The organism is Citrobacter sp. Cpo074 (genome assembly GCF_030332745.1).
In the GTDB taxonomy this organism is placed as follows: domain Bacteria; phylum Pseudomonadota; class Gammaproteobacteria; order Enterobacterales; family Enterobacteriaceae; genus Citrobacter; species Citrobacter portucalensis.
The window spans coordinates 1-21,695 of record NZ_JAOWHG010000032.1; the positions used below are offsets into that span (position 1 = coordinate 1).

Below are 21,695 nucleotides of genomic sequence, written 5' to 3' on the forward strand. Positions count from 1 at the left end.
CTGAACCTGTCCTTCAGTCCCACATAAGCCAGCAGCACCGCCGACGTCTTTTCCCCGATACCCGGGATACTTTCCAGCAGCTTCCTGCGGTGTTTCATGTCCGGGTCGTCATCCGTCAGGTCCTTTATCTGCTTTTCGATGCGTTTAATTTCGGCATGAAGCCACAGCAGATGAGCGTCGATACTCGGACGCTGTACCTCACGTGCTGTCTCAAGGCGATTCAGTTCCTGCGTACGCATATCCGTCAGTGACTGATGGCGCAGCACCAGTGCCCGTAACGCCCGTTCAACCGGATGCGGAGCTTCCCAGACTGCCGGGCGCTTCTGACGGCAAAACTCTGCCAGCATGCGGGCATCAACGGCATCGGTTTTGCTGCGCAGCCCCTCGCTCTGTGCGAAGGCTTTGCCGAGGGCAGGATTGATGATGGAGACGGTGAATCCGGCATCACTGAGATGGGCGGCCACGTCTTCCATATACGTACTGGTGGCTTCCATACAGATATGCGCCGGCGCCACGTTATGGCTGTTGAGCCAGTGGAGGAGTTCATTGTGGCCCTTCAGGGTGTTCGCAAATTTTTTACTGCGGTGACGGCCATCGGGACGCAGCACATCGACATCCAGCTTGGCTTTAGAGACGTCAATACCGATAAAATGAAGTTCCTGTTCCATAGTGAGACCAACCTTGTGAATGCGGATTACCGGGAAAACCGGTCCATGATACTGTCCGGTTTGTCACTTGTGGAGAACGGCAGTCCGCTGCATAAATCTACAATACAGGTTGTTAACCTAAGGCCGGATACGGCATGCGGACGGCATGGCAGGGAGAACTGGCCGGCCCTCTCTGCACAGAGAGGATAATACAAGGCCGGATAAGGCGCTTGCGCCGCCATCCGGCAATGCCTGATGCGCTGCGCTTATCAGGCCTACAGTGAACAATGTAGGCCGGATAAGGCGCTTGCGCCGCCATCCGGCAACGCCTGATGCGCTGCGCTTATCAGGCCTACAATGAACGATGTAGACCCGATAAAACTCTCAGCTGCGCGCTTTTAGCGCGGCAATATCCGCAGGCGTGGTGCGACAGCACCCGCCAATTAACCGTGCGCCAGCGGCCTGCCACTGCGGCATATAATCCGCCAGCTGCGCGCAATGCTCACCGTGATGATGCCAGGTTTTGCTCACCGCATCGTACTGCTCGCCCGAGTTCGGATACACCACCAGCGGCAGCGCCGTTAAGCCGTGTAAATGCTGCAACGCAGCGGTGGTGTTTTCCAGTGCAATACAGTTAATGCCTAGCGCCACCACCTGCGGATAACCCGCCAGCAACGCAACCACGTCACGCAGCGGCGTACCGTCGCTCAGGTGCTCGCTGTCGCGCAGGGTAAATGAGAACCACGCCCGCGCACGCGGATATGCGGTCAACAGCTCAGCCAACGCCTCAATCTCAGCAAAATTCGGCAGGGTTTCGCAGGCCAGCAGATCGGCCCCGGCATCCAGCAAGGCTTCCACGCGCGGGCGATGAAACGCCTGAAATGCCTCAACGCTACAATGATAATCGCCACGGTATTCAGAGCCATCCGCCAGATACGCGCCGTAAGGCCCGACGGATCCCGCCACCAGCAGCGTTCCCGCCTGCGGGTTCTCTGCCAGATACGCTTCACGGGCTTTACGCGCCAGCTCCACGCTTTTGCCAATCAGCGCTTTCGACTGCGCTTCATCCAGACCTCGCGCGGCGAAGCCCGCCGGCGTCGCCTGATAGCTGGCAGTGATCGCGCATTGCGCCCCCGCCCGGTAGTAATCAAGATGCACTTCGCGGATAAGCTCCGGGTTTTCTACCAGCACTTTGGCTGACCACAGGCTGTCGGCTAAGTTACACCCTCGCGCTTCCAGCTCCGTCGCCATCGCGCCATCCAGCAGCAGGATATCCTGTTTATCAAGGAGAGCGCGTAACGGATTATTCTGCGACATGTTCTGGCTCCTGTTTTGCGTTTCGGGGTTGAGTAAGGAAATAAGCACCATAGCACAACGCAACAAACGGTAACCCGCACCACAACGCAATTCTCTGCGCTGGATCGAATGCCAGCCCTACACAGGCCACCAGGCACAGCACAAAACCTAATACCGGCACCAGCGGATACCACGGCGCGCGATAATGTAATTCACTCAATGCCTTACCTTGTTGCAGATGACGGCGACGAAAAACAAAATGCGAGGCGCAGATACTCAGCCACACCGCCACCACCGCAAACCCGGAGATTGCCGACAGCGCAACAAATACCGTGTCCGGGGCCACCACGCTGGAAAACAGCGCCAGCACACCACCGAGCATACTGACCGACAGCGCCGTCAGTGGAACGCCGTTTTTCGTTACTCGCGCAAAACAGGCCGGTAGCGTACGTTCATTCGACAGCGACCACAGCATGCGCCCGGAGGCATATAACCCGGAGTTCGCTGCAGAAAGAATAGCCGTCAGGATCACGAAGTTAAAAATATCAGCGGCGTACGGGATCCCTACTTTCTCAAACACCAGCACAAACGGGCTTTTCTCCACGCCCGCCTGCTGCATCGGGATCAGCGCCGCCAGCACAAACACGGTGCCGATAAAGAAAATAATCAGTCGCGCGATGGTAGTACGAATCGCTACCGGGATAACTTTGCGCGGGTTTTCCGTTTCACCGGCGGCAATGCCGATAAGCTCGGTACCCGAAAAAGCAAAGTTCACTGCCACCATAGTCATCAGAATCGGTAAGCCACCGTGCGGGAACCAGCCTTCCGCCGTGATATTACTCAGCCCCGGCGCGGGCGAGCCATCCTGCATCGGAATAAAGCCGAAAATCGCCGCCCCGCCGAGGATGATAAAAGCGATGATAGTGACCACTTTGACCAGCGAGAACCAGAACTCCCCTTCGGCAAAAAAGCGCGTAGAGATAACATTCAGACCAAAAATAATCGCGCAGAACACCACGCACCAGACCCATACTGGCACCTGTGGAAACCAGTACTGCATACAGAATCCGGCGGCGGTAAAGCTCGAACCCAGCGCCACGGTCCAGGTCAGCCAATAGAGCCAGGCCACGGTATACCCGGTAGCCGGACCTAGATAGCGCGCGGCATAAACGTGAAACGCCCCGGTCTCCGGCATCGCGACCGACAGCTCGCCCAGACACTGCATAACCAGCCAGACCACCAGCGCGCCAATCAGATAGGCCAGCAGCGTTCCCGCCGCTCCAGTGGTGGAGATGATGTACCCGGTATTGAAGAATAATCCTGTGCCAATCACGCCGCCCAAGGAAAGCATAATCAGGTGACGCGTTTTCATTGTGCGCTTCAATGGCGCATTTTGTTGTGTTGTTTGCATATAACCTTCTAAACGTATGGACATCTAAACATCCAAAGAAGGTTTGTTATACCGCGTTTGTTAACAGAATGCAAAGTCAACCCTGCACCAGACGCAGATGCCCGCGCCGGGCGCTTAATAGCGGGTGGGGATTAATAATCAGATACAAAAAGGGCCGCCAGCTCATAACGCCTCCGTTGCCATGTTTTATCTAAACTTTGGCAACACAGTTGACTGACGGCGCTCACCCGGAAGTAGGAACCAAATCTCCCCACTCCCACAACCGGATGAATGCTTAAGCACCGCTGGCCGGGATCGGCATCTGCGATTTGCGGCTCATCAGAATAAATACCGCCAGGCCTGCCAGCAAAATGCCCGGCGCAGAAGCCGCCATCACCCCTACCGTTCCGGTACCGAGCGCTAACATTTTCCCTGCCAGCAGCGGACCGCTCATCGCCCCCAGACGCCCGACTGCGACGGCGGTTCCCACGCCTGTGGCGCGGATCTGCGTGCTGTAAAACAGCGGCGCCAGCGCATACAACACGCTTTGCCCGCCGGTGGCGAACATCCCCGCCACAAATCCCGCCATTAGCATGCCGCTCAATGACGACACCGTACCCAGCGCCAGCAGTGAAGCCAACATCCCGGTGTAGATCAGCAGCGACATCACCACCGGGCGCAGTTTATCCATTAACGCCCCGAGAATTAACGTGCCGCTGGCCGCGCCAATTTGCAGAGCAAACATTACGCCTGCCGCCTGCGATGGCCGAAAGCCCTGCTCCACCAGCAGCATCGGCAGCCAGTTGATCAGCATATACACCACCAGCAGGGTGAAGAAATAGCACAACCACAGCAGCAGCGTGGCACTCGCCGTCGCTGGCGCAAACAGGGCACGCAGCGGTGCGGCGGCCACTTGCGTTTGTTGGGTATAAACCTGTGATTCCGGCAGCCAGCGCATCAACAGCGGCACGAGCAGCAGCGGGATCACCCCGCCAACCCAGAACACAGTTTGCCAGGCGGAGGCCAGGCCGCTAAACCCGAGCGCTGCCGCCAGCGCCGCGCCAATCGGCACACCGCAGTACATCAGGCTCACCGCCGTACCGCGAAAACGCGGGCCCGCCGCCTCGGAGGTCAGCGCGATCAGATTCGGCAACGCCGCGCCCAGCCCGACACCGGTCATCAGACGGGCAAAAACCAGTGATGAGAAATCCCAGGAAATCGCCGTCGCCAGCGAGAACAGGCCGAACAGCGCCACAGAGGCAATGAGAATGCGCTTGCGCCCATAGCGGTCAGCCAGCATGCCGCCCACCAGCGCGCCGGGCAGCAGTCCGAGAATGCCCGCACTGAAGATCCAACCCATCTGCATTTTATCCAGCGCAAACGCGTGGGCGATACCGACGGCAGCGATACCGGCGGCCTGTAAATCCAGCCCTTCCATCAGGGCAACTAAAAAGCAAAGCCCAACGGTCAACGTCAGGCGGTAAGATGCGGGGGTACGGGTCGTCATAAGATGTCCCTCTGAGGTCACGATGCAGGTGAATCGCGGCTGATACGTTGCCAGCCGCGTAATCATTTTTTATTTGCGGTTGCGCAGGTCCAGCGCTACGTCGACGATCATATCTTCCTGGCCGCCCACCATCCGACGTTTGCCCAGTTCCACCAGAATATCTACTGCGCTCAGGTCATAACGTGCTGCCGCCACTTCGCAATGACGCAGGAAGCTGGAGTACACCCCGGCATAGCCCAGCGCCAGCGTTTCACGATCCACCCGCACCGGGCGGTCTTGTAGTGGACGCACTAAATCGTCGGCGGCGTCCATCAGTGCGTAGAGATCGGTGCCGTGCTGCCAACCAAGCTTATCCGCAGCGGCGATAAATACCTCCAATGGCGCGTTGCCCGCGCCTGCGCCCATCCCGGCCAGGCTGGCGTCGATACGGTCACACCCCTCTTCTACCGCGGCAATGGAGTTCGCCACCCCAAGACTCAGGTTGTGATGCGCATGCATTCCGGTTTCTGTTTCCGGCTTCAGCACCGCTTTCAGTGCGCGGAAGCGGGCGCGAATATCGCTCATGTTCATTGCGCCGCCGGAATCGACCACATAAATACAGGTCGCGCCGTAGTTTTCCATCAGCTTCGCCTGCTGCGCCAGGTTCTCCGGTGTGGTCATATGGCTCATCATCAGAAAACCGACGGTATCCATGCCAAGCTCACGCGCATACTGAATATGCTGGGCCGACACATCAGCTTCAGTGCAGTGGGTCGCCACGCGCACTACCCGTGCGCCGGCCTGATATGCATTTTTCAGGTCATGAATAGTGCCGATACCCGGCAGCAACAGCGTGGCAATTTTGGCATGCTTCACCACGTCCGCCGCCGCTTCAATCCACTCCAGGTCGCTGTGCGCACCAAAGCCGTAGTTGAAGCTGGAACCTTGTAAACCGTCGCCGTGGGCCACTTCAATAGAATCAACCCGTGCGTCGTCCAGCGCTTTGGCTATCTGGCGCACATTTTCCAGCGAATATTGATGACGAATAGCGTGCATACCGTCGCGCAGGGTCACGTCAGAGATATAGATTTTTTTACCGTTCATGCTGCTTCTCCTGCCTGACGAGCGAGGGACTGCGCCATCTTCTCAGCGGTCGCCAGCGCGCTGGAGGTCATAATGTCGAGGTTGCCCGCGTAGGCTGGTAAATAGTGCGCCGCGCCTTCCACTTCCAGATACACCGCGGTTTTCAGCCCAGAGAACTGGCCGATACCCGGCAGATTCACCGGTTTATCCTCCGGGATGACTTCAAACTGGACACGCTGTTTCAGGCGATAGCCCGGCACGTAGGCCTGCACCGCCACCGCCATCTCATTAATCGACGCTTCAACTTCAACCTCAGAGGCCGCTTCGCTCAGCACATACACCGTGTCACGCATCATCAGCGGCGGCTCGGCCGGGTTAAGGACAATAATGGCTTTGCCTTTTGCCGCGCCGCCGACCACTTCAATCGCCTTCGAGGTAGTTTCGGTAAACTCGTCGATATTGGCACGGGTACCCGGTCCTGCCGATTTACTGGCGATCGAGGCGATAATCTCGGCGTAATGGACTTTTGCCACGCGAGAAACTGCCGCCACCATTGGGATGGTCGCCTGTCCGCCGCAGGTCACCATATTGACGTTCTGCTGATCAACGTTGGCTGCCAGATTCACCACCGGCACGCAGTAAGGACCGATTGCCGCGGGCGTCAGGTCGATCAGGCGGATGCCAGGTTTAACGGCACGTAGCGCGGCGTCGTTCTTCACATGCGCGCCTGCACTGGTGGCGTCAAACACGATGTCGATATCGGCGAATTCCGGCATGGCGATAAGCCCTGTCACCCCTTCATGGGTGGTGGCAACGCCCATGCGTCGAGCACGCGCCAGGCCATCAGATTCTGGATCGATACCGACCATCACCGCCATTTCCAGATGCACGCCGTGACGCAGAATTTTTATCATCAAATCGGTACCGATGTTGCCGGAGCCGATAATGGCGACTTTACGCTTACTCATGACTGACTTCCTTTTGTAACCGCCGCTGAAAAGGTGGCGGCGACTGAACCAATACCGTCGATATAGGCTTCGAAACGATCGCCCGCATTCACCGCCACCATCGGGCCTAACGCTCCGGTGAGAATAATGTCTCCCGCACGCAGCGGCTCGCCGAGGCTGGCCATTTTGCGCGCCAGCCAGACGGCGGCGTTGATCGGATGTCCCAGGCATTCGCTGCCGCGTCCGCTGGAGACCTCTTCGTTGTTGCGCGTCATTTTCATCGCGCAGTTTTTCAGATCTAATCCTGCCGGACGCTGTGCCGGACCGCCGACCACATACACGCCACAGGAGGCGTTATCCGCCACGGTATCAACAAATTTGATCGACCAGTCGCGGATACGGCTGCCGACCACTTCCAGCGCGGGAAGTACCCACTCTATGGCGTTGTAAAGCTCGTCAAAAGTGGTGTCGGTATTGGGCAGATCGCGGTTCAGCACCAGCGCAATTTCGGCTTCAATACGCGGTTGCAGAACACGGGAAAACGGGATGGTTTCGTTATCGCCATAACACATATCAGCAAACAGCGTACCGAAGTCCGGTTGATCGACACCCAGCTGCTGCTGCACTTTCGGGTGCGTCAGCCCCACTTTGCGCCCGACCACGCGACGCCCGCGCGCTACGTCGTACTGTACGTTGATGCGCTGAATGGCGTAGGCCGCTTCGGCGTTATCCACACCAATCAATTCACGCAGCGGGGCGATGGCTTCCCCTTTTTCTTCAGCCTGACGTAAATCGGCGGCTAGCTGCTCAAGATTACGATTCGTCATGTCCGTTCCTTAAGGGCGTGCGAGGAAGTTCAGCACCAGTTGGTTAAAGGCATCCGCATGTTCCCACTGCGCCCAGTGCCCGCAGTCGCGGTAGATATGCAGCTCGGAACCGGCAATTCCTGAGAGCAGGCGCAGACCGGCATCCATCGGTACAAAGCGGTCATTGCGTCCCCAGACAATCAGAGTCTGAGCTTTGATTTCACCCAGACGCGGGCTGAAATCCGGGAACTGTTTCGGGTTGGCCTCCAGACTCTGGACAAAGTTTTCCAGGTGATCGCGACGCGACAGCATGTTATTCAGGCGCGCCTCAAACAACGCCTCGGTCAGGTCGCTGGTGTCGAAGACAAAGATCTCCATCATCAGCTTCAGGTTCTCGATGGTCGGCTCACGATACAGCTGATTCAGGCGCTTGATACCTTCGGTCGGCATCGGGGTAAACAGGCTCATGCCGCCCGTTCCGCCGCCCATTAATACCAGTTTGCCCACGCGCTCCGGCCAGCTCAGGGTAAACGCCACAGCACTGTGACCGCCCATCGAGTTACCCAGCAGGTGGACTGTTTGAATATCCAACTGATCGACCACGCTTTTCAGGATGCGGGCGTTGAGATCGGATCGCGAACCGCGGTTAACGATCCCATCGCTTTTGCCCCAGCCAGGACAATCCAACAGGATCACCCGGTATCCGGCCTGCACCAACGGATCGATATTACGGCTGAAGTTTGCCCAGCCCGTCGCGCCAGGACCAGAGCCATGCAACAGCACGACGGTCTCATCGCCCTGCCCACAGTCATTGAAATGCACGCGTAGGGTTTCGCCTGCTTCCTGCACCTCCAGAAAACGACTGGTAGCGGCTTCGGTTTGCGGTTGGTAAGTCATGATGTTCTCCTGCATATTCAGTTCTGTTTTAGTTCTGTGTAGTGGCGCTCAGGGAGCCGAATCCGGCGATCCACTCCGGGATCGGGCGGTAATAACGGCCTTCGCTGCGCCAGTTGCCAAAAGCAGAAATGGCGGCAAAGGCGGCAACCCAGGTTTTAACTTCGTGCGTTGATTTGCCCGCCATCGCGGACAGCTCTTCGTTACTGACCGCGTCCAGCTCCTGCAAACGCCCCTGCTCAAGCAGGGACATAAAACGGTTATCCCAGACAGGGTTAAGCGGGTGTAGCGTGTTTTGATCGACCACAAACTTCTCGGCGGCGCTGATCACCCGCTGCTGGCGCAGCTCGCGCTCGTTTTCAGGTAACTGTTTGCCGCTGCCGAGCAGGCGGTCACGCATATGGGCATCAGCCTTCGCCAGCTCCGGTACCGGCGGCTGATGCGACAGACCACCGGAGCCTAAAAACAGCACGCGCTTATTCAGCGAGCTGGCGAAACGGCCAATCGCTTCACCGAGCATGCGGGTACGCTGAAAGCCCGGTAGCGGCGTGGCGACGCCGTTAATAAACACTGGCAGCACCGGCACCTTATCCAGGCCGCCGAGCAAAAACTCCAGCGGCTGCGCGAAGCCATGATCGACCTGCATGTTGTAGGACACGGCGAGATCGATACCGCTTTTCATTACCGCGTGGGCGCAGGCTTCAGCCAGATCTGTCGGCACCGGTAATTCCCCCGCCGCACTACCAAAATCGCCGATCGCTGTAGCTCCAACGCCTAAACAGAACGGCGGCATCACGTCGTAGAAAAATCCGTTGTAGTGATCGGGGGCAAACAGCACGACCAGTTCAGGTTCGAACGCCGCAATACGTGCCCGAGCGCTGGCGATCACGCCGTTAACCTCGTCGAGCACAGCCTGTGCCGGGTCGACATAGCCCACCAGCGGCGAGTGGGAAAGACAGTGAAGATAAGCGTGCATATCAGGCAACCTTTTCAACAGGAATGTCGGCAGTAGCGCGAGTGAGCGTCATCACCGACGCCAGTTTATTCAGGGTGCTGCCCAGGGTTTGCGGAATGGCGATGGCGGCCACGAAGCGGTCCGGGCGCATTACCACCAGCGCGGCGTTGTGCTGGGCAAACCACGCGCGCAGGCGGTTTTGCGTATCGCCAATGCGGGTAACGCCGTCGTGGTTATCCTGATCGGTATGTATCTGCGTATCCGGCACGACCTGGATAAAACGCGTCCCCAGCGCCTGCCACTGTTGGATCTGCGCCTCGCTCATGCCCCATAGTGGGTTACAGCCCCAGCCAATCACCGCGAAATTCGGTCCGATGACGTTGTCGAGCAACGTCACTTCGCCCGATTCCAGCGTCACCTTCGGCTGGATAAACATCTTGCCGACCGGTGAAGTTTTCGCGTCGCCTTCACGCACCAGCGCCCCGGCGTGGTACTGCGGCATCGGCTTAAACCGCATTTCAAGGAAGTAACGTTTGACCGGCGGAATATAGTTCAACAGCCAGGAAACCCCGTCGCGTACCGCGCCGTGCCAGCGTTTGGGCGGCGCTAGTACGTTGCCAGCGGTCACGGAGAGGTCGATCATCGCTTTGGCGTGGTCGCGGCGTTCCTGCTGGTAGGTATCCAACAGCGCATCGCCGGCTTTACCGTTAATCACCAGCGCCAGTTTCCATGCCAGATTGAAAGCATCGCGCATGCCGCTGTTGTATCCCTGACCCTGCCAGACCGGCATAATGTGCGCCGCATCGCCCGCCAGCAGCACGCGGTCAATACGAAAACGTTCGGCCAGACGAGCATTATGGGTATACACGCGCTGGCGGATTAGCTCGACGTTGTCCGGGTTCGGCAGCACTTTGCTCAGCAACTGGCGCATATTCTGCGGCTCGCTAAGCTGCGCTTCGGTTTCCCCCGGCATAACCATAAACTCAAAACGGCGCACCGCGTGCGGCAGCGCGGCGGAGACATACGGGCGCACCGGATCGCAGCACAAATACACATGCGGCGTGCTGAGCGGATCGTTGGCAATATCCACCACAATCCACTGATTCGGTGCGGTTTTACCTTCAAACGGCACGTTCAGCGAGCGTCTGACGTTGCTGCCGCCGCCGTCGCAGGCCACCAGCCACTGAGCCTTCACCGTTTCACGTTGACCGTCTGGCGCTTTCAGATTTAGCGTCACTTCGCCGTTTTGCTGGCTGAAGGCCTCCAGTTCGCGGGAGAACAGGCAGCGCACGTTGGGAAAACGCGACAACCCTTCCAACATCACCGCGTCCACCTGCGGCTGAATAAAAGCATTGCGGCGCGACCAGCCAAATTCGTCGGTCATCGGCTGGATATCAGCAAAACAGCGGCCTTTCGGGGTGAGAAAGCGCATCGCGTGCCACGGCGTGGTGTGCGGCAAAACGTTCTCGACCAGCCCCACAGACTGCATAGTGCGCAGCGCTTCATCATCAATGCCGATGGCGCGAGGATAGTCGATCAGCGTGTCGAGCTTCTCCACTACCAACACCTCAATGCCCATCTGGCCAAGATAGTTGGCCATCATCAGCCCTACCGGACCAGCACCGGCAATCGCCACCTGCGCGGTATGCTGCACAGCGGGTTGGATATCCGGGTTTTTTGTTGTCATTTCAGAACCTCACGACTCGGACAAAACGCAATTGCGGACCCTGGTGAGGCGCAATCTGTTTTGTTAAAAATATGTGAATAATTTTTTGTTGTGCGGTCAGTATAGAAGCGAGTTTTTGCGCTACAATCAAAACATGCCAGGATGTGCACTAAGTGCACAACATTGTTTTACCTGTAGATTTGTCAATGAATATGAAAAATGACGAGAGCACTGAGTACAAAACCGTACGCGGATTAACGCGCGGATTAATGTTATTAAATATGTTAAACCGGCTCGATGGTGGGGCCAGTGTTGGCTTACTTGCTGAGTTAAGCGGCCTGCATCGCACCACGGTCAGACGGCTACTGGAAACCCTGCAGGATGAGGGTTACGTCCGGCGCAGCCTGTCCGATGACAGCTTTCGCTTAACCATTAAAGTCCGCCAGCTCAGCGAGGGGTTTCGTGACGAGCAGTGGATTTCTGCACTCGCCGCCCCGCTGCTGGGAGATTTGCTGCGCGAGGTCATCTGGCCGACCGACGTTTCCACGCTGGATGTGGACGCGATGGTGGTACGTGAAACCACCCACCGTTTCAGCCGTCTGTCGTTTCACCGGGCGATGGTAGGGCGTCGTTTGCCACTGCTGAAAACCGCATCCGGCCTGACCTGGCTGGCATTTTGCCCGGAGAATGAACGGCAGGAACTGATTGAAATGCTTGCCTCCCGATCGGGAGAAGAGTTCCAGCTTGCGCGCGAGCCGCTGAAGCTCAATGCCATTTTGACCCGCGCGCGAAAAGACGGTTTTGGGCAGAACTTTCGCGGTTGGGATCAGGAAGAGAAAATCGCTTCTATCGCCGTCCCCATCCGCAGCGAACAGCGGGTGATCGGCAGCCTGAATTTGGTGTATATGGCCAGCGCCATGACCATCGAACAGGCCGCGGAAAAGCATCTTCCGGCCTTACAAAAGGTGGCGAAACAGATAGAGGACGGCGTCGAATCGCAGGAGATTTTGGTTGCCGGGAGGTGAGATGGATCACAGTTATGCGGATCATCTGATTGATAGCTGGCATAACTCACTATCCGGCCGATAAAACTCTGTGACCTCTTGCCCAAAAAATATCTTCATTACATAGTGTGCATTCGTTTTCTGCCAGGAGGCTGCATGTTAAAGGTCATTGCTGAGGATTTCATCAAACCTGAGTATATTGAAACTGTTCTCCCGTTGTATCGTGAGCTAATAGCGGCAACGAAGAAAGAACCGCACTGCATTGCTTACGACCTCTATATTGATGAAAAAGATCCGGGGCATTTTATTTTTATCGAAGAATGGCCAAACCACGCGGCTCTCGATGAACATTGTGCCAGCGAGCATTTCCAGCGACTTGTACCATTAATCGATCAATACACGCGCCAGGAAGCACGTTACATACTGATGGATGACGTGGTAAATCCGGCAGTCTCGTGATAATGAAGAAAGTAGTTGGAATACTGTTAATTATGTTTTTGGCAGAATGCTCAACACCAGGAAAGACAGTCTTTTACTTCCCTGGTCGCTGAGGGCTTAAAGCCTCTTCAAAAGAGGCTTTAAGCTTTGCAACAATGCATCCCACGGATTACAAAACGGAATCATCACTGTTCCAGCTGTATTGTTATTTAGAGTTTACACTCCATTATTACTGTTCCAGATATTAAGCGCATTTTTACGAGGCCATTTTCATCGCGGCACCAATAACTGCCATACACATACTGCTCGCAAGTAAAACAATAAACCAATATATATAATTATTAAACTTTGTAAATAACCAGATAAATCTAAGCAATGACAATGCAGCAATAGAAATAGAAGACACAAACATTGTAAATATATAAATACCAGAAATTATCCATCCTGCTTCTTCGTAAATACTCTTCATTGTAAAAATAAGGATAGATAAGTAAAATGCTGATAAAGCAAGCCCGCTCAGAAAATCATAATAATCGATGTATGTGATGTTTTTATCTTTCTGCGGAAGAGCTATAAACTTTTCAAGTTTCTCATTGTCTACTCGTGACAAAAACCGATTAATTAGCGGAGTAAACATCACTAAAATCATCACCAAATGAATGAATAGTAAAGAAAGTTTAATTCTGTCATCAACCGATTCATTCTGTGGCCAGATAGATATTATTTCATAATCCATTTTTGCAAGGAGAAAAAAGCAAATGGCCGATGGTATATATTCAGAAGATATAGCTTTCCATATTTTTTTAAAAATCACTTATATTACCCCATTAGTTATACCGGTGAATCACTATTAGTTAACCGCGCTACTAATCTGCAAATAGTTGGCGATCATATTTATTTAATACGGATAATATATACCTATTCAGAAACGGATTGCTACCTACTAATTTTATCACTACATACCTGAATCACGTAAATTACACATATCAAAAAAAAACCGAAACCCGCTCCTGAAAAGAGCAGCGTTCCGGTTTTTATTCAGTCTGAAGGGTTTCAGACTTTAAGCAGTTTCACCGTCGCGTCGATGTCAATTTCATCTTCCGAGAAGATCAGCGTCGTGCCCTGGAAGGTAGTGATGGCCAGCTTTTTCAGCGTGCGCATTTCACCAGGCTTGACGTCTGATTTCGGTCGGATGCTGTTCATCAGCACGCCGACAGACAGCACAGCATTTTCTTTGTCGATACGGGTCTCTACAGGGACTTCTTCGCTGTAGACCAGGAATGACTTGATCGAGGTGAGCTTCAGACGCTCGCCTGCAATATAGATGTACTTGCTGTCTGGTATGACTTTTACCGCGTAGGCAGACAAGCCTTTGTTGTTGGTGGTGGGCTCAAAAGTCACCGCCGCGTCTTTCTTGATCAGCTCAGGATTAGCAACCTTAATCACATGAAAATAGCGGTTGTCGCCGTTTTCATCTTTGATAAATCCAAAGCCTTTATCTTTAAACCACGTTGTGATTGTTCCGTTCATTGCTGTTTCCGCCTGATTAAACCTATTACTTGTAGAGTATACCTACTCAATTTGCGCGCAGTGTAAAACACAGGCCATGTCTTTGGCTACTCGTTACCCCAACGATTGAGGAACTCCGCAATATCATCGATACGCTGAGCGTCGACACCTGCCACGGTAGCCATCTCCTGCTGCGCTTCTTCGCTGATCTCTTCGTTGTTCATCAAACGGGTGATCAGCTGCTGGAAGTAGTGCGCCAGCGCGTCACGTTCTGTGTCGCTCACCGGCTTTGCGGCCTCGGTCGCGTACTCGTCGGCGATATCATAATATTTTAGCGGAATGTCGTTGTTCATCAGTTGCTCCGGGGTAAATGCGTGTGCCAGCAGTTGCCTGCCGCGTCTGGTGTGAATGATAGCATTCTTATTTCATGGTTCGCGATCTGTTTTATTGGTCACTATGCATTACATATATCAATAATGTTTTCCGGCACAACTTCGCATTTAATAAACCTTTCCGTATTTAAATAACAGCATTCTTATTCAGCTCGATAAAAACAACTGCGTATTAAATAACGAGTCACAAAGGAAATAGTAAATTACTTTAATTCTAATTACATTATCGACATCTGTAATCTGTAGTTGGCCCAATCCCATCGCTAGTCGCCCATTTGCCCACATCCATCTTCTGGACAACACTCTACGATGACACCACTGACCCAACACGTGGAGCAAACACCATGAACATCACGCAAATCCGTAACGCTACGCAGCACATCACTTTTGGTGGCAAAACCTTTCTGATCGACCCTATGCTGGCGGCAAAAGGTACTTATCCGGGCTTTGCCGGTACGGCACGCGCCGAGATCCGCAACCCGACCGTTGATCTGCCTGTCGATATCGACACCCTGCTCAACGTTGATGCGCTGATCGTGACCCATCTGCATGAAGACCACTGGGATGAAGCCGCGGCTCGTGTCGTACCGAAAGACAAACCGATTTATGTGCAAAACGATCGCGATGCGCAGGTACTGCGGGAACAAGGTTTCACGCAACTGACCGTACTGACGCAAAACACCGCGCTTGGTGATATCACCCTGCGTAAAACCGGCGGCCAGCACGGTTCGGATCGTGCTTACGCCATCCCGCAAATGGCTGAGCGTCTGGGTGATGCCTGCGGGGTTATCTTCCAGCATCCGGCGGAAAAAACACTGTATCTGGTCGGGGACACCATCTGGCGCGACGAGGTGGAAACCAACATGCGAACTTTCCAGCCAGGCGTGGTCATTCTGAACGCAGGCTTTGCCCACGTTATCGGTTTTGGCCCAATTATCATGGGCGCGGAAGATGTGCTAAAAACCCACTTCAAGCTGCCCGAAGCACAAATTGTGGCGACCCACATGGAGGCGATTAACCACTGTCTGCTGACTCGCTCAGCCTTGAAAGAGTACGCCCGCGACAACCAGCTTGCGCAATTCGTTAACGTGCCGGAAGATGGCGAAACCCTGACGTTTTAAACTCCACAAAGGAATCCTATGCAACCGCTTAACGTCGCCATTGTTGCCGTGGAAGATTTCAGCCCGTTTCACTTCTCGGTGCCGTGCATTATTTTTAGCGACAAAGTAGCGGCGAAAAAGCGCTTTGAGGTGCAACTGTGCGCCGAACAACCGGGTATCGTTTCCTCGCAGGATGGCTTCTCCATTAACGCAGCCTACGGCTATGAAGCGGTGGAGGCCGCCGACATTGTGGTGATCCCCTGGTGGGGTACCACGGCACATCGGCCACCACAAAGCCTGCTTGATGCGCTTAATCGTGCGCGACAAAACGGCGCGCAGATTGTTGGGTTATGCCTTGGTGCGTTTGTGCTCGGCTACGCCGGTCTGCTGGATGGCAAACGGGCGGCTACGCACTGGGAGTTCGAGCAGGATTTTCAGGCCCGCTTTCCGGCAGCTCATCTGGATATCAACGCGCTGTACGTGGATGACGACGGTATTATTACCTCGGCAGGCACCGCCGCTGCGCTGGATTGCTGCCTGTACGTCATCCGCCAGCGTTTTGGCAGCACGGTGGCGAATCAGATTGCCCGACGGATGATTGTGCCGCCACATCGCGAGGGCGGCCAGGCACAGTTTATCGAGCAACCGGTGGCGAAAAATACCAAAGATCAGCGCATCAACGTCCTGCTCGACTATTTGCGCCAGCATCTCCATGAACCGCATAATCTTGACGAGCTGGCGCAACGGGTGATGATGAGCCGTCGCACCCTCACCCGTCATTTTATGAAGGCCACAGGGTCAAGCGTGGCCGAATGGTTGATTGCCGAGCGCCTGCGCCGTAGCCAGACGTTGCTGGAGTCCAGCCAGTTACCCGTTGAACGCATCGCAGAACAGGTTGGTTTTCAGTCGCCCGTCACCTGGCGCCAGCATTTTAAATCCCACTTTGGCGTTAGCCCGGCTGAATGGCGTAAAACCTTTCGCGGCGATTAGCCTCTTTTTTGCGCCAGCCAGATGGTGTGCCCGGTGCAGTGCGGATCTTCCATCACCATCTCGACCACCGCAAAACCGTGTGCTGACAGCAGTGCGCGGTATTCATCCGGCGCGAGGCTGGCGTGAAACAGCGGCTCACCTTCAAATTGCCCCATCGCGATGCCGTTGTCCGTACCGCTGGTAAACATCAGCGCGCTGCCGGGATGGCTGAGGCGGTCAAAAATCGGGAACATCTTTTGCTGGTCCTGCTGAGTTAAATGGAAAAAGCTGTCCCAGGCGATCAGACCATCGAAAGTCTCATTGAGTGCCAACTCGCGCATATCCTGTTCCAGCCAGCGCTGTGCGGGAAAAGTGTTTCGGGCCCGCGCCAGCATCGCCGGGGAACCATCAACGCCGGTAAGCTGAAAACCTTGCTGGATAAAATAACCGGCGATCGGCTGACCGTTGCCGCAGCCAATATCCACAATGCTGCCCTGCCCGCCCATCACGGAAATAAATTTATCGAGCCAGCTTTTCTCGAACAAGGTGCGCGAGCGCTGGCTGGCAAAAGCATCCGCATGGCGTCGGTAGATGGACAGAATATTATTTGCCGCAGATTCGCTCACAATGCCCTCGCTTTTTTCTTCTGTTAGGTATAACGACGATAAATCCTTCAGCACACTATCCTCAAACCCTGGAATGCGCCTCGCAGAACCCATGCGCAAATACCCCAAAACCGTCCCGCTGTGGCATCATAGCGCACAGATAACGTCATGACAGGGGTGATAAACGTGAAACCGGTAACGCTATACGATGTGGCAGACCATGCAGGCGTCTCTTACCAGACCGTCTCTCGCGTCGTGAACCAGGCCAGCCACGTTTCCGCAAAAACCCGACAGAAAGTTGAGGCCGCGATGGCGGAACTCAATTACATTCCTAACCGCGTTGCACAGCAGCTGGCTGGCAAACAGACGCCACTGATTGGCGTTGTGACGGCAAACCTAGCTCTGCATGCCCCCTCACAAATCGTTGCTGCCATAAAATCCCGCGCCGACCAGTCCGGTGCCAGCGTGGTGATCGCCATGGTCGAGCGCAGCGGCGTTGAGTCCTGTAAAGCCGCGGTCCACAATCTGCTTTCTCAACGCGTAACCGGGCTTATCATCAACTATCCGCTGGATGAAGAAGATGCCATTGCCGTGGCCGCTGCCTGCGGTACGGTGCCGGTGCTGTTTCTCGATGTCTCTGACCTGACGCCAATTAACAGCGTGATTTTCTCTCATGACGACGGCGCGCGCCTTGGCGTTGAACATCTGGTGCAGCACGGACATCAACGGATCGCCCTGCTGAGTGGGCCGCACACTTCCGTTTCGGCAAGGCTTCGGCATGCGGGCTGGCACAAGTATCTGGCACATTACCAGCTACAACCCGTTGTGGAGCTGGAAGGCGACTGGAGCGCGATGTCTGGTTTTCAGCAAACGATGCACATGCTGAATAACGGTAACCTCCCTACCGCCATGCTGGTCGCTAACGATCAAATGGCGCTGGGCGCGATGCGGGCAATCAGCGAGTTCGGTCTGCGGGTCGCCGTAGATATATCGGTAATTGGCTACGATGACACCGAAGACAGCGCCTGTTACATCCCACCGCTGACCACCATCAGGCAGGATTTTCCGTTGCTGGGTGAAACCAGCGTCGACAGGCTATTGCAACTCCCCCGTGGCGGCTCCAGCGTGGGTAACCAACTGCTTCCCGTCACCCTGGTCAAGCGCAAAACGGTTCTGCCTCCCGATACGCAAACCACCACTCCCCAGGCGCTGGCTGATTCACTGATCCAGCTGGCGCGGCAAGTTTCTCAGCTCACCCCCAAATTGTGAACGCATAACAATTGTGTGAGTCAGTTCACTTATTGAACGCCCTATCCTTTACAGCAAGGAGCGCTTGTTCGTATTTTGATTGAAATTGTGAGCGAGTAACAAATTCAAACAGGATACCGTTATGAACCTGAACACAGATTCACTCTCCGCTGTTCTGGCCCGCCGCGACTGGGAAAATCCCGGCGTCACGCAGCTCAACCGGCTGGAAGCACATCCGCCGTTCTGTAGCTGGCGCTCAGCGGATGATGCACGTACCAATCAGCGTTCGAGTCAGTTACGCTCGCTGAATGGCCAGTGGCAATTTGCCTGGTTTGCCGCGCCGGAGGCTGTCCCAGAAAGCTGGCTGACAAGCGATCTGCCACAGGCAGACATCATCAACGTCCCCTCTAACTGGCAGATTGCCGGTTATGATGCGCCAATTTATACCAACGTCACCTACCCAATCCCGGTGAATCCCCCGTACGTTCCGGCACAGAACCCGACAGGATGTTACTCGCTCACATTTAATGTTGAAGACGCGTGGTTAGAGGAAGGCCAGACGCGCATTATTTTTGACGGCGTCAATTCCGCGTTTCATCTGTGGTGCAACGGTCGCTGGGTCGGCTACGGTCAGGATAGCCGTCTGCCGTCTGAGTTTGATCTTAGCGATTATCTGCTGCGCGGCGAAAACCGTCTGGCTGTGATGGTGCTGCGCTGGAGCGACGGCAGCTATCTGGAAGACCAGGACATGTGGCGCATGAGCGGTATTTTTCGCGATGTCTCCCTGCTGCATAAGCCCACTACGCAAATCCGCGACCTGCGCATTAATACCCGTTTTAATGACGACTTCAGCCGCGCCACGCTGGAAGCGGAAGTCAGAGTGGGTGGCAACGAGAGCGAAGATTTACGCGTCACCCTGCAATTGTGGGAAGGTGAAACGCTCACCCGCGAAACGACCTCACCGCTCGGCAGTGAGATCATTGATGAGCGCGGCGCTTATCATGACCGGGTGACTCTGCGTCTGAACGTCGAAAAACCGGCGCTATGGAGTGCCGAAACGCCCAATCTGTACCGCGCCGTTGTGCAGTTACACACCGCAGGCGGAGTACTGATTGAAGCGGAAGCCTGTGACGTTGGTTTTCGTCAGGTTTGTATCGAAAACGGCCTGTTGCTGTTAAACGGCAAGCCGCTGTTGATTCGCGGTACCAACCGCCATGAGCACCATCCGGTCAACGGCCAGGTGATGGATGAGGCGACGATGGTGCAGGACATCATCCTGATGAAGCAGAATAACTTCAACGCCGTGCGCTGTTCCCATTACCCGAACCATCCGCTGTGGTACACCCTGTGCGATCGTTACGGCCTGTATGTGGTCGACGAAGCCAACATTGAAACCCACGGCATGGTGCCGATGAATCGCCTCACCGACGATCCCGCATGGTTGCCTGCCATGAGCCAGCGAGTCACGCGCATGGTGCAGCGCGATCGCAACCACCCGAGCATTATTATCTGGTCACTGGGCAATGAATCCGGCCATGGCGTCAATCACGACGCGCTCTACCGCTGGATAAAATCAGAAGACCCGTCACGTCCGGTGCAGTACGAGGGCGGTGGAGCTGATACTGCCGCCACCGACATTATTTGCCCGATGTACGCCCGCGTCGATCAGGATCAGCCCTTCCCCGCAGTACCCAAATGGTCGATTAAAAAGTGGCTGTCGATGCCCGGCGAACAGCGTCCGCTGATCCTTTGTGAATACGCCCACGCTATGGGCAACAGCTTTGGCGGCTTCGCCAAATACTGGCAAGCGTTCCGTCAGTATCCGCGCCTGCAGGGCGGATTTGTCTGGGACTGGGTGGATCAGTCGCTGACCAAATATGATGAGAACGGCAAAGCATGGTCAGCCTACGGTGGCGATTTTGGCGACACGCCTAACGATCGTCAGTTTTGCATGAACGGGCTGGTGTTCGCCGATCGCACTCCGCATCCGGCGTTATATGAGGCCAAACATGAACAGCAGTTTTTCCAGTTCACGTTACTGCCGGGCGCTGAACGCCAGATTGAAGTGACCAGCGAATATATGTTCCGCCGCAGCGATAACGAAGTTCTGCACTGGTCGATTGCCCTTGACGGCAACCCTCTGGCGGCCGGAGAAATCGTTCTGGATATCGCCCCACAGGGCCGCCAGGTGATTACCCTGCCGAACGTTCCGATGCCGGACACCGCAGGCGAACTGTGGTTGACGGTGCGCGTAGAGCAGCCTCAGGCGACCGCATGGTCAGAAGCCGGGCATATCAGCGCCTGGCAACAGTGGAAGCTGGAAGAGAAGCTCAGCCTGGTACGTCCATCACGCGTCAGCAGCGCACCACAGCTGGATGTTAGTGAGAGCAATTTTACCGTGGTGGCCAACAACACACGCTGGCAATTCGATCGTCATTCCGGCCTGCTAACACAATACTGGATTAGCGATGAAGCCCAGTTGGTAAGCCCGCTTACTGACCAGTTCACCCGCGCGCCGCTGGACAACGACATCGGCGTGAGCGAGTCAACCCGCATCGACCCTAACGCCTGGGTTGAACGCTGGAAGGCCGCCGGTCACTATCAGGCTGAAGCAACGTTACTGCACTGTGCTGCCGATACGCTGAGCAATGCGGTACTGATCACCACCGAACATGCGTGGCAGTATCAGGGCGAAACGCTGTTCGTCAGCCGAAAAAGCTACCGTATTGACGGCAATGGTGAAATGCAGGTAACGGTGGATGTCGACGTTGCCAGCAGTACGCCACATCCGGCCCGCATCGGCCTGAGATGCCAGCTGGCGCAGGTTGCGGAGCGAGTGAACTGGTTAGGTCTCGGCCCGCATGAGAACTACCCGGACCGTCTGGGCGCCGCCTGTTTCGATCGCTGGGATCTGTCGCTTGATGAGATGTACACCCCGTATGTTTTCCCGAGCGAAAACGGTCTGCGCTGCGGTACGCGCGAACTGTACTACGGTGCGCACCAGTGGCGCGGAGACTTCCTGTTCAACATCAGCCGCTTTAGCCAGCAGCAACTGATGGAAACCAGCCACCGCCATCTGCTGCAACCTGAGGCGGGCACCTGGCTCAATATTGATGGCTTCCATATGGGCGTCGGCGGCGATGATTCGTGGACTCCTTCCGTATCGCCGGAATTCCAGCTGAGCGCCGGACGCTACCACTTCCAGTTCGTCTGGGGCCAAAAATAATAATATAAGCAGGGCAGGTTGATACCTGCCCGCA

The 21,695-nt window shown here is 55.4% G+C and carries 20 protein-coding genes; 6 read left to right on the forward strand and 14 right to left on the reverse strand.

The window, feature by feature from the left end; all coding sequences use genetic code 11:
• The 10 genes from OGX83_RS13490 to OGX83_RS13535 form a co-directional block, all read right to left on the reverse strand.
• A partial coding sequence (locus OGX83_RS13490) for an IS110 family RNA-guided transposase (protein WP_286587435.1) occupies positions 1–668 on the reverse strand: 668 nt, incomplete at its 3' end.
• Between the two features lie 363 nt (positions 669–1,031).
• Complete coding sequence (gene mmuM, locus OGX83_RS13495) at positions 1,032–1,964, reverse strand: homocysteine S-methyltransferase (RefSeq protein ID WP_032942494.1); 933 nt, start codon at positions 1,962–1,964, stop codon at positions 1,032–1,034.
• Complete coding sequence (gene mmuP, locus OGX83_RS13500; protein WP_001373486.1) at positions 1,951–3,354, reverse strand: S-methylmethionine permease; 1,404 nt, start codon at positions 3,352–3,354, stop codon at positions 1,951–1,953. The genes mmuM and mmuP overlap by 14 nt, the downstream gene beginning before the upstream one ends.
• A 274-nt stretch (positions 3,355–3,628) precedes the next feature.
• On the reverse strand, positions 3,629–4,840 hold the full coding sequence (gene mhpT, locus OGX83_RS13505; protein ID WP_020996588.1) for a 3-(3-hydroxy-phenyl)propionate transporter MhpT: 1,212 nt from the start codon (positions 4,838–4,840) through the stop codon (positions 3,629–3,631).
• Positions 4,841–4,909: 69 nt separating this feature from the next.
• Positions 4,910–5,923: a 4-hydroxy-2-oxovalerate aldolase gene (gene mhpE / locus OGX83_RS13510; protein WP_060682685.1), complete on the reverse strand. Its 1,014-nt coding sequence runs from the start codon at positions 5,921–5,923 to the stop codon at positions 4,910–4,912.
• A complete protein-coding gene (gene mhpF / locus OGX83_RS13515) occupies positions 5,920–6,870 on the reverse strand; it encodes an acetaldehyde dehydrogenase (protein WP_048214820.1) in 951 nt (316 codons plus the stop codon). The genes mhpE and mhpF overlap by 4 nt, the downstream gene beginning before the upstream one ends.
• Complete coding sequence (gene mhpD / locus OGX83_RS13520; protein WP_008783878.1) at positions 6,867–7,676, reverse strand: 2-keto-4-pentenoate hydratase; 810 nt, start codon at positions 7,674–7,676, stop codon at positions 6,867–6,869. The genes mhpF and mhpD overlap by 4 nt, the downstream gene beginning before the upstream one ends.
• A gap of 9 nt (positions 7,677–7,685) precedes the next feature.
• Positions 7,686–8,552 (reverse strand): 2-hydroxy-6-oxonona-2,4-dienedioate hydrolase, encoded by an 867-nt coding sequence (gene mhpC / locus OGX83_RS13525; RefSeq protein WP_149384038.1) that lies wholly within the window; start codon positions 8,550–8,552, stop codon positions 7,686–7,688.
• A gap of 28 nt (positions 8,553–8,580) precedes the next feature.
• A complete protein-coding gene (mhpB, locus tag OGX83_RS13530; protein ID WP_032942486.1) occupies positions 8,581–9,525 on the reverse strand; it encodes a 2,3-dihydroxyphenylpropionate/2,3-dihydroxicinnamic acid 1,2-dioxygenase in 945 nt (314 codons plus the stop codon).
• A gap of 1 nt (position 9,526) precedes the next feature.
• Complete coding sequence (locus tag OGX83_RS13535) at positions 9,527–11,191, reverse strand: bifunctional 3-(3-hydroxy-phenyl)propionate/3-hydroxycinnamic acid hydroxylase (RefSeq protein WP_060682689.1); 1,665 nt, start codon at positions 11,189–11,191, stop codon at positions 9,527–9,529.
• 191 nt (positions 11,192–11,382) lie between these two features.
• On the opposite strand from OGX83_RS13535, the gene OGX83_RS13540 reads away from it, so the two are divergent.
• Positions 11,383–12,195, forward strand: coding sequence for a DNA-binding transcriptional regulator (locus tag OGX83_RS13540; RefSeq protein ID WP_286588335.1), 813 nt, complete (start codon positions 11,383–11,385; stop codon positions 12,193–12,195).
• 135 nt (positions 12,196–12,330) lie between these two features.
• Positions 12,331–12,633: a putative quinol monooxygenase gene (locus OGX83_RS13545; protein WP_008783873.1), complete on the forward strand. Its 303-nt coding sequence runs from the start codon at positions 12,331–12,333 to the stop codon at positions 12,631–12,633.
• A gap of 235 nt (positions 12,634–12,868) precedes the next feature.
• Here OGX83_RS13545 and OGX83_RS13550 read toward each other — a convergent pair whose 3' ends face one another.
• From OGX83_RS13550 to OGX83_RS13560, 3 genes are all read right to left on the reverse strand, one after another.
• The gene (locus OGX83_RS13550; protein WP_223849069.1) at positions 12,869–13,426 is read right to left on the reverse strand and encodes a hypothetical protein; all 558 of its coding nucleotides are present in this window, start codon (positions 13,424–13,426) and stop codon (positions 12,869–12,871) included.
• 239 nt (positions 13,427–13,665) lie between these two features.
• Positions 13,666–14,142, reverse strand: coding sequence for a cold-shock protein (locus tag OGX83_RS13555; RefSeq protein WP_003830914.1), 477 nt, complete (start codon positions 14,140–14,142; stop codon positions 13,666–13,668).
• 86 nt (positions 14,143–14,228) lie between these two features.
• Positions 14,229–14,474: a YmjA family protein gene (locus tag OGX83_RS13560; RefSeq protein WP_003021350.1), complete on the reverse strand. Its 246-nt coding sequence runs from the start codon at positions 14,472–14,474 to the stop codon at positions 14,229–14,231.
• A 383-nt stretch (positions 14,475–14,857) separates the two neighbouring features.
• On the opposite strand from OGX83_RS13560, the gene OGX83_RS13565 reads away from it, so the two are divergent.
• Both OGX83_RS13565 and OGX83_RS13570 read left to right on the forward strand, forming a co-directional pair.
• The gene (locus OGX83_RS13565; protein ID WP_286588254.1) at positions 14,858–15,634 is read left to right on the forward strand and encodes an MBL fold metallo-hydrolase; all 777 of its coding nucleotides are present in this window, start codon (positions 14,858–14,860) and stop codon (positions 15,632–15,634) included.
• An 18-nt stretch (positions 15,635–15,652) separates the two neighbouring features.
• Complete coding sequence (locus OGX83_RS13570; RefSeq protein ID WP_063941275.1) at positions 15,653–16,603, forward strand: GlxA family transcriptional regulator; 951 nt, start codon at positions 15,653–15,655, stop codon at positions 16,601–16,603.
• Here the strand turns inward: OGX83_RS13570 and OGX83_RS13575 are convergent.
• A complete protein-coding gene (locus tag OGX83_RS13575) occupies positions 16,600–17,262 on the reverse strand; it encodes a class I SAM-dependent DNA methyltransferase (protein WP_267456848.1) in 663 nt (220 codons plus the stop codon). The two genes, OGX83_RS13570 and OGX83_RS13575, sit on opposite strands and share 4 nt — an antisense overlap.
• Positions 17,263–17,373: 111 nt before the next feature.
• Here OGX83_RS13575 and OGX83_RS13580 point away from each other — a divergent pair, with 111 nt between their 5' ends.
• Both OGX83_RS13580 and OGX83_RS13585 read left to right on the forward strand, forming a co-directional pair.
• Positions 17,374–18,456 (forward strand): LacI family DNA-binding transcriptional regulator, encoded by a 1,083-nt coding sequence (locus OGX83_RS13580; protein WP_020996590.1) that lies wholly within the window; start codon positions 17,374–17,376, stop codon positions 18,454–18,456.
• Positions 18,457–18,577: 121 nt separating this feature from the next.
• Complete coding sequence (locus OGX83_RS13585) at positions 18,578–21,661, forward strand: beta-galactosidase (RefSeq protein ID WP_286588259.1); 3,084 nt, start codon at positions 18,578–18,580, stop codon at positions 21,659–21,661.
• Positions 21,662–21,695: the final 34 nt, after the last annotated feature.

Coding starts and splice junctions, on each gene's coding strand:
- mmuM (WP_032942494.1), bottom strand. CDS start 1,964: ATGTCGCAGAATAATCCGTTACGCGCTCTCCTTGATAAACAGGATATC.
- mmuP (WP_001373486.1), bottom strand. CDS start 3,354: ATGCAAACAACACAACAAAATGCGCCATTGAAGCGCACAATGAAAACG.
- mhpT (WP_020996588.1), bottom strand. CDS start 4,840: ATGACGACCCGTACCCCCGCATCTTACCGCCTGACGTTGACCGTTGGG.
- mhpE (WP_060682685.1), bottom strand. CDS start 5,923: ATGAACGGTAAAAAAATCTATATCTCTGACGTGACCCTGCGCGACGGT.
- mhpF (WP_048214820.1), bottom strand. CDS start 6,870: ATGAGTAAGCGTAAAGTCGCCATTATCGGCTCCGGCAACATCGGTACC.
- mhpD (WP_008783878.1), bottom strand. CDS start 7,676: ATGACGAATCGTAATCTTGAGCAGCTAGCCGCCGATTTACGTCAGGCT.
- mhpC (WP_149384038.1), bottom strand. CDS start 8,552: ATGACTTACCAACCGCAAACCGAAGCCGCTACCAGTCGTTTTCTGGAG.
- mhpB (WP_032942486.1), bottom strand. CDS start 9,525: ATGCACGCTTATCTTCACTGTCTTTCCCACTCGCCGCTGGTGGGCTAT.
- OGX83_RS13535 (WP_060682689.1), bottom strand. CDS start 11,191: ATGACAACAAAAAACCCGGATATCCAACCCGCTGTGCAGCATACCGCG.
- OGX83_RS13540 (WP_286588335.1), top strand. CDS start 11,383: ATGAAAAATGACGAGAGCACTGAGTACAAAACCGTACGCGGATTAACG.
- OGX83_RS13545 (WP_008783873.1), top strand. CDS start 12,331: ATGTTAAAGGTCATTGCTGAGGATTTCATCAAACCTGAGTATATTGAA.
- OGX83_RS13555 (WP_003830914.1), bottom strand. CDS start 14,142: ATGAACGGAACAATCACAACGTGGTTTAAAGATAAAGGCTTTGGATTT.
- OGX83_RS13560 (WP_003021350.1), bottom strand. CDS start 14,474: ATGAACAACGACATTCCGCTAAAATATTATGATATCGCCGACGAGTAC.
- OGX83_RS13565 (WP_286588254.1), top strand. CDS start 14,858: ATGAACATCACGCAAATCCGTAACGCTACGCAGCACATCACTTTTGGT.
- OGX83_RS13570 (WP_063941275.1), top strand. CDS start 15,653: ATGCAACCGCTTAACGTCGCCATTGTTGCCGTGGAAGATTTCAGCCCG.
- OGX83_RS13585 (WP_286588259.1), top strand. CDS start 18,578: ATGAACCTGAACACAGATTCACTCTCCGCTGTTCTGGCCCGCCGCGAC.